Consider the following 7,050-nt stretch of genomic DNA (forward strand, 5'->3'; position numbering starts at 1 on the left):
CCCGGAGCCCCCGCCCCGCCCGCACAGGAGATCACCGATGAACAGCCCCACCGCCGCCGCCCCCACCAGCCGGGCCGAGCTGCGCGCCGCCCTCGAAGAGCCCCTGCCGCTGGACCGGGTGGACCTCGCCGACCTCGACAACTTCGCCGACGGCGTCACCCCGTGGCGGATGTTCCACACCCTGCGCCACCAGGACCCGGTCCACTGGCAGCCCGAGGAGGTCCCCAACTCCGGCTTCTGGGCGGTCACCCGGCACGCCGACATCGCCCGCGTCGACCGCGACGCCGACACCTTCACCTCCACCCGCTTCGTCAACCTGGAGGAGGTCGACGAGGACCAGATCAAGAAGCGCGCCTCGATCCTGGAGATGGACGGCGTCCGTCACCGCGCCCTGCGCAGCGTCATCCAGCGTCAGTTCGGCGCCGGCGTCATCAACAGCTACAGCGACTTCCTGCGCGGCCTGACCGCGAAGACGCTGGACGCGGCCCTGGCCAAGGGCTCCTTCGACTTCGTCGCCGACGTCTCCGCCGACTTCCCCATCAACGTGCTCGCCCGGCTCCTCGACGTGCCGCCGGAGGACAACCAGCAGCTCATCGACTGGGGCAACCGCATCATCGGCAACACCGACCCGGACTACGCCGACGTGCTCCTGCACAGCGCGGAGAGCGAGAAGTACCGCGATCTGCCGTTCCGTTCGCCCGCCTCGCTCGAGGTCTTCGAGTACGGCCGCGAGCTGGCCCGGCAGCGGCGCGGCGGCGACGGCCAGGACCTGGTGTCCAAGCTCGTCAACACCGTCCCGCGCGACGGAGTCCCGCTCTCCGCACAGGACTTCGACAACTACTTCCTGCTCCTGGTGGTGGCCGGCAACGAGACCACCCGCCACACCATCTCCCACTCCATGCTGGCCCTGCTCCAGCACCCCGACCAGCTCGCCCGGCTGCGGGACGACCCCTCGCTGATCCCGACGGCGGTCGAGGAGTTCCTGCGCTGGGCCTCCCCGGTGTACCACTTCCGCCGCACCGCGACCCGGGACGTCGAACTCGGCGGCAAGCAGGTCAGGGAGGGCGACAAGGTGGTCATGTGGTACGCCTCCGGCAACCGCGACGAGGCGGTCTTCGGCGACCCGTACGACTTCGACGTCGCCCGGCCGCACAACGACCACGTCACCTTCGGCAAGGGCAGCCCCCACCTGTGCCTGGGCAACCTGCTCGCCCGCACCGAGATCCGCATCATGTTCGAGGAGCTCATCCCGCGGATCGCCGACATCCGCCTGACCGGCGACGTCCCCCGGGTCCGCTCCAATTTCGTCAACGGCATCAAGAAGCTGCCGGTCGAGGTCACCCTGGCCTGAGCGCGCCGTCAGGGCCGCCCGGTGGGGCGGATGAGCAGGAGGGCGATGTCGTCGCTGCGGGGCGCGGAGCGACGGGCGTACTGGATGAGCGTGTCGGCGAGGGCGTCCAGGCCGCCCGGTCCGGCCCGCTCCAGCTGGCGGGCGAGAGCGGCGACGGCGTCGTCGAGGTCCACCCCGGGCGCCTCGACGAGCCCGTCGGTGTAGAGGGCCAGCACCGAGCCGGGCGGCAGCGGCGCCTCGGTGGACGAGTAGGGCACGTCGGGGTCGATGCCCAGCAGCAGCCCCGGCGGCAGCCGCAGGATCTCCGTGCCGCCGTCGGGGCGGCGCAGCAGCGGGGGCGGGTGCCCGGCGGCGGCCAGGCGCACACGCTGCTCGACGAGATCGATCTGGGCGTAGAGACAACTGGTGAACAGCCCGGGGTCGAGATCGGTGAGCAGCCGGTTGGTGCGGGCGAGGACCTCGTCCGGGGGCGCGCCCGCGGTGGCGTGGACGGCGGTGCGGACCTGGCCCATCAGGGCGGCGGCCGTCATGTTGTGGCCCTGCACGTCGCCGATGGCCGCGGCCGCGGTGGTGGAGTCGAGACGGATCAGGTCGTAGAAGTCGCCGCCGACGTCCATGCCGCGGGTGGCGGGGAGATAGCGCGCGGCCACCTCCAGGCCGGGGACGTCGGGCAGCGCGTGAGGCAGCAGGGCGGCCTGAAGGTCGTGGGCGAGCTGGTGCTTGGTGTCGTACAGGCGGGCGCGGTCGAGGGCCTGCGCGATCAGTCCGGCGGTGGCGGTGAGGACGGCGCGTTCCTCGGGCGCGAAGGCGCGAGGGCGGTCGTAGGCGAGGACCAGGGAGCCGACCGGGTGACCGGAGGTGATCAGCGGCAGGAAGGCCCAGGCTCCCATGCCGTCCTGCAGCACTGCGGGCGGGTAGGCGCGCTTGAGCTCGGCGAAGCCGCCGAAGAAGGCGGGCACGCCCGTCGTCAGCGTGCGCACGGCCGGGGTGGCGGAGGTGAGCGGTTCGGCGTCGAAGCGTTCCATGAGGTCCGCGGAGTAGCCCCGGCAGCCGATGATCCGCAGCCTGCCGTCCTCGGCCGTCATCAGGGCGAGCGCCCCCGCGCCGAAGGCCGGCAGCACCTGGTCGGCGACCTGGTCGACGACGTCCCGCACGCCGACCGCCTCGGTGAGCGTGGCCGCCAGATGCATCAGGTGGTACAGGGTGGCCGCCCGTCCCGGAGCGCCGGTGGACGCGAGATCGTCCGACGCGCCCCCGCTCGACGCGACGCCGTTCGACGCGACGCCGTCCGACGCGACCGCGTCCGATGCGCCCCCGCTCGACGCGACCCCGTCCGGCGGGACCCCTTCCGGCCGGGACGGGACGGCGGGCGACGCCTGGGCGTGGGCCGAGTGGGTGGGCGTGATGTGCACGCTGATGCCCGAGGCGTCCGGGGTGAGCCGGAACGACAGCCACCGGTCGGGAGGACGCAGGGCGGTGAAGGACACCGGCTCCCGGCTGAGCACGGTCGCCCGGTAGCTGTCCTCGGCGACCGGCTCGTCCAGCCAGGGCAAGGCCTCCCACGGCTTCCTGCCGAGCAGGCCCTCGATGCCGGCGCCGAGCAGTTCCGCGGCCCTGGTGCTGACGAAGGCGATACGGCCGTCCACGCCCAGTGAGCAGCAGCCGCCGGGGATGCGCTCGACGAAGTCGACGGCCGCCTGCGCCTCGGCGGGTCCCGTGGCGCGGGCCCGCAACGGCGGCAGCATCAGCGGTTCCGCCCCGGGCCGCACCGGCCGACCGTCCTCGGCGGCGTGCCGCAGGATCAGGCCCAGCCGGTGGCACGCGCCGGTGATGGCCTCCCGCTCGTGCGGGCTCAGCTCCGGCGGGTGCGAGGCGGGCCAGTGCAGCACCAGCCCGCCCCAGGTGTCGGCGCCGGTGGCCACGGCGGCGGCGGCCAGCGCGAAGCGGTACGGCACGACGAGCGCCAGCCTCGGGTAGCGGCGCGCCATCTCCTCCTGCCCGCCCACCCAGACCAGGCGCCGCTCCCGCACGGCGTCGGAGACCGGTGAGAGGGCGCTCAGGGCCACCCGCGCCCAGGGCATGGAGATCTCCCACGGGGTGCCGCCCAGCGCGGCCAGCCGCAGAACCTGCTCGTCCTCCCGCAGCAGATAGACGGCGGCCACGGAGGCGCCGGTCCGCCGTGCGAGATCGACCAGCACCGGCTCCAGCAGCTCCGGACCGGAGCCGGCACGGCGGTCTTCGGCGGCGGCGTCCGCCACGTTCTCACCTTCCCCAAAACGCAGGGCCAGGGAGCGCGGTCAGGAGTGACTCCCTCAATATCGGACCATACGCCCCCTGCGCACACCGGTCTCGCAGTGAGCGAGCCGAGTGGCGGCATCGATGTCGGCGCCCGGGGATAGCGTCGCCCTCGTGGACCGAGACTCGTTGATCGAAAGACTCTCCGGCTCCTTGGAGGAGACCCGGACCGCTCGCGACGCCCTCGTGGCACGCGGCGCCGAAGCCGTGGCGCCCGTGCTGGAAGCGCTGTGCGACGAGCAGATACCCGGGGACTGGACCGTCTGCGCGGACGTGCTGTGCCGGATCGGCGAGCCCGCGCTCGCCCCGCTGGCCTCGGCCCTCGCCCGGGCCGCCTCGGCCGGCGCCCGCGAAACGGCCCGCAGGGTCAGCTGGGCGCTCGGGCGGCTGAAGGTCGCGGGCGCCGGCGCGTACGTACCGCTGCTGAGCCACCCGCACCCCAGGGTCCGCGAGGACGCGGTGTTCGCCTTCCAGTGTCGGAGGGAAGCGGCGCTGGAGTTCGTCGATCAGCTCGTCCCGCTGCTGGGGGATCCGCAGGAGAGTGTCCGGCAGCGAGCCGTGTGGGCGTTCGTGGCCATCGGCGGCGGAGCCGTGCCCGCGCTGCGGCGGGTGCGCCGTGCTCCCGCGCCCGGGCCGCGGCTGCGGGCCGGCGTGCTGGAGGCGCTCGCCGCCGTCGGCGGTCCGGCCGCGCTGGAGGCGAGGGACCTGGCCGCGTGGCGACGACTGACGAGGATCAGGCGGATCGCGGAGGTCCCGGAGGCCATGCACCTGTGCGGGTCCTGGTACGCGGTGCCGAGCGCCGACCAGAGCGCGGTGCTGGACGCCTTCGATCTGGGGGCCGCCGAACCGGTCACCCTGCGCACCGGGGCGGCCGCCTGGAACCACGACAGCCACGACTGGCGGTCCGGCGGCGAACACGCGGGCTGCGCCCGGGTGTTCGTCAGCCCGGCGCTGGACGGCTGGACACTCGTCTTCGGCGAGCCGTCCGAGGACGCCCACCGCGAGAAGGACGCCGACGAAGCCCTGCGCGACGAGGTCCGCGAACGCGTCGTGCGCGAGCGGTGCGCGGCCCTCGGCAGGCGGTTCGGGGCGGCGCACTGGTACGGGATGAGCTGCGGGGACGACTGGACCGCCTGGTGCATCGCCGAGGGCGGCGAGGTGGTGCGCTATTACGACGCCTTCGACGCGGCCGAGGACGACGAGGGCGACGAGGGCGACGAGGACGCGCACGGGACCGACGGGGAGACGGGGCCGCTCGGCGGCGCAGGCGACGGGCGGGCGGCCCACCCGGCCGAGGCCGGGTACCTGTTGCCCCATCAGGACGGCTTTCCCGACGACGCCTTCGACGGCGTGAACCTCTCGGACAGCGAGGCGTTCCAGGTCCGATATCGCCAGGTCAAGGAGGAACTCGCCATCCCCGACACGTGTTACGCCGTCGACGTGGCGCGCAGGCTGTCGGTCGACCCAGGCTCCCTCGGAGCGGAGACGACCGTCAGCGGGCACGGGGTGCTCGCGCTGACCGCGTGCGGCCGCCGACACGGCCACCCGGCAGGGGCGCTTCCGGTCTGAGGCATCGCCTCATGGCGCTGTGTCCTGTATCACTCTTCTCGGAGTGAGTGGCGGGCCGGGGTGTCGTGCGTACCCACCCGTGACGAGCGGAGCCCGGATGCGAGGATGAGGCCGTCATGACTGCTGGGTGGGGTGCGCGCACGGTACGCGCCGCGGTGTTCGCGGCCGTCTGTGTGCTGCTCGCCGCCCTCGGACACGTGCTCATGTCGGGCGGCGCCGTGCCGTGGTGGACGATGTCCGCCGGTTTCGTCGCCACGAGCGGCGTCGGCTGGACGCTCGCGGGCCGGGAGCGCGGACTCCCGCTGGTGATGACCGTCGTGGTCGTCGCACAGGGGGCGCTCCACTCGGCCTTCTCCTGGAGCCGGTCCGCGGCGCCGACGTCCCTGAACGCCTCCACGGCGCAGGACATGGGCGGCGCGTCGACGGGCTCGACGCCCGCGGGTTCGGTGTCCGCCGGTTCGGTGTCCGCCGGTTCCCTGTCCATGGACGCGATGGACATGGGCCCGATGAGCTCCATGAGCTCCATGGGTTCCGGGCACATGGGCACTGCGGCGCACGCCGAGCACCTCGGTCACATGGCGCACGGCGCCGGCGGCATGTCGTCGCTGGGCATGCTCGCCGCCCACACGCTGGCCGCTCTGCTGACCGGGCTGTGGCTGGGCTACGGCGAGCGGGCCGCGTTCCGGCTCCTGCGCGCCGTGGCCGGACGCCTTGCCGCGCCGCTGTTCCTGCCGCTCGCGGCCCTGCCCGTCCCACCGCGCCGGCCACGCCTGCGGCCGGTGCGCGAGCGCGCCGAGCGGATCTGGCGGCTGACGCTCACGCACACGATCATCTCTCGGGGGCCTCCGGCCGGGACCGCTGTCGTCTGAGACAGCCGGTTTCCCGAAACCGTCCTGCCGGCGCCGCGTCCGTCGCGGCCGCCGGCTCCGAGGCTTCGGGCACGGGACGTGCACACGTCGCACGTCCCCACCCCCTCCCGTCCCGGGACCTTCCGCAGCGGCCGACCCCGCACACCAACCCGCACACCGCCCCGCACGCCTGCCCGGGCACCCGCCCGGGCGTCGTGCCGTGCGTGCCGTGCCGTGCTGGGTCGCATCGCGCCGCGTCGATCGTCCCGGACCACTCGAGAAGGACATCAGGTGATCACTCCTGTCCTCCCCCTGTCGTCAGAGCAGTGCGACAGAGGGCGCACGGCGTCCGGTCAGCACCTCACGACGACGTCGCCCGACGACGCGGCCACCGGCTGGGCGCTCGCCGCCCGCACCGGCGACCCCGACGCCGTCGACCGGTTCGTGCGGGCGCTGCATCCGGACGTCGTCCGCTATGTCACGTACCTCTCCGCCGACCGCCAGTCGGCCGACGACCTCGCGCAGGACACGTTCCTGCGGGCGCTCGGCAGCCTGCACCGGTTCGAGGGGCGCTCGTCGGCGCGCACCTGGCTGCTGGCCATCGCGCGCCGCACGGTCGTCGACAGCCTGCGCCACGCCGCCGCCCGGCCGCGGCGGGCCGACGTGGACGACTGGACGCTCTGGGCCGAGCGCGCCCAGCCCGGCGGCCTGCCCGGCTTCGACGACGGCGTGGCCCTGCTCGACCTGCTGGACGCGCTGCCCGCCGAGCGCCGGGAGGCGTTCGTCCTCACGCAGTTGGCGGGCCTGCCCTACACGGAGGCCGCCGAGGCCGGCGGCTGCCCCGTCGGGACGATCCGCTCGCGGGTGGCCCGGGCCCGCGCGACCCTGGTCAGCCTCATCGAGGAGGCAGAGGAAGCCTCAGGCGCCGCGGCAGGGGAGGCGGCGGAGACGCCGACCGCCGTCGCCGCCTGAGGCGGAGCCCCGGCC

At 74.2% G+C, this 7,050-nt stretch carries 5 protein-coding genes; 4 read left to right on the forward strand and 1 reads right to left on the reverse strand.

All coding sequences use genetic code 11. The features are described from left to right. The first annotated feature begins 37 nt into the window (after nt 1–37). On the forward strand, nt 38–1,351 hold the full coding sequence (locus ABT300_RS24155) for a cytochrome P450 (RefSeq protein ID WP_351679260.1): 1,314 nt from the start codon (nt 38–40) through the stop codon (nt 1,349–1,351). Between the two features lie 8 nt (nt 1,352–1,359). Here the strand turns inward: ABT300_RS24155 and ABT300_RS24160 are convergent, their stop codons facing one another. Beyond that, nucleotides 1,360–3,609 carry a SpoIIE family protein phosphatase gene (locus ABT300_RS24160; protein WP_351679262.1) on the reverse strand — a complete coding sequence of 750 codons (2,250 nt, stop codon included), beginning with the start codon at nt 3,607–3,609 and terminating at the stop codon, nt 1,360–1,362. Nucleotides 3,610–3,760: 151 nt separating this feature from the next. Between ABT300_RS24160 and ABT300_RS24165 the strand changes: the two genes are divergently transcribed. The 3 genes from ABT300_RS24165 to ABT300_RS24175 all read left to right on the forward strand — a co-directional run bounded on the left by ABT300_RS24165 (nt 3,761) and on the right by ABT300_RS24175 (nt 7,035). Then, nucleotides 3,761–5,215: a HEAT repeat domain-containing protein gene (locus ABT300_RS24165; RefSeq protein WP_351679264.1), complete on the forward strand. Its 1,455-nt coding sequence runs from the start codon at nt 3,761–3,763 to the stop codon at nt 5,213–5,215. A gap of 116 nt (nt 5,216–5,331) precedes the next feature. After that, nucleotides 5,332–6,084 carry a hypothetical protein gene (locus ABT300_RS24170; RefSeq protein ID WP_351679266.1) on the forward strand — a complete coding sequence of 251 codons (753 nt, stop codon included), beginning with the start codon at nt 5,332–5,334 and terminating at the stop codon, nt 6,082–6,084. Between the two features lie 270 nt (nt 6,085–6,354). Further along, the gene (locus ABT300_RS24175) at nt 6,355–7,035 is read left to right on the forward strand and encodes a sigma-70 family RNA polymerase sigma factor (protein WP_351679268.1); all 681 of its coding nucleotides are present in this window, start codon (nt 6,355–6,357) and stop codon (nt 7,033–7,035) included. The last annotated feature ends 15 nt before the right edge of the window (nt 7,036–7,050 follow it).

The sequence above is a fragment of the Streptomyces sp. NPDC001027 genome, assembly GCF_040299045.1.
GTDB lineage: Bacteria > Actinomycetota > Actinomycetes > Streptomycetales > Streptomycetaceae > Streptomyces.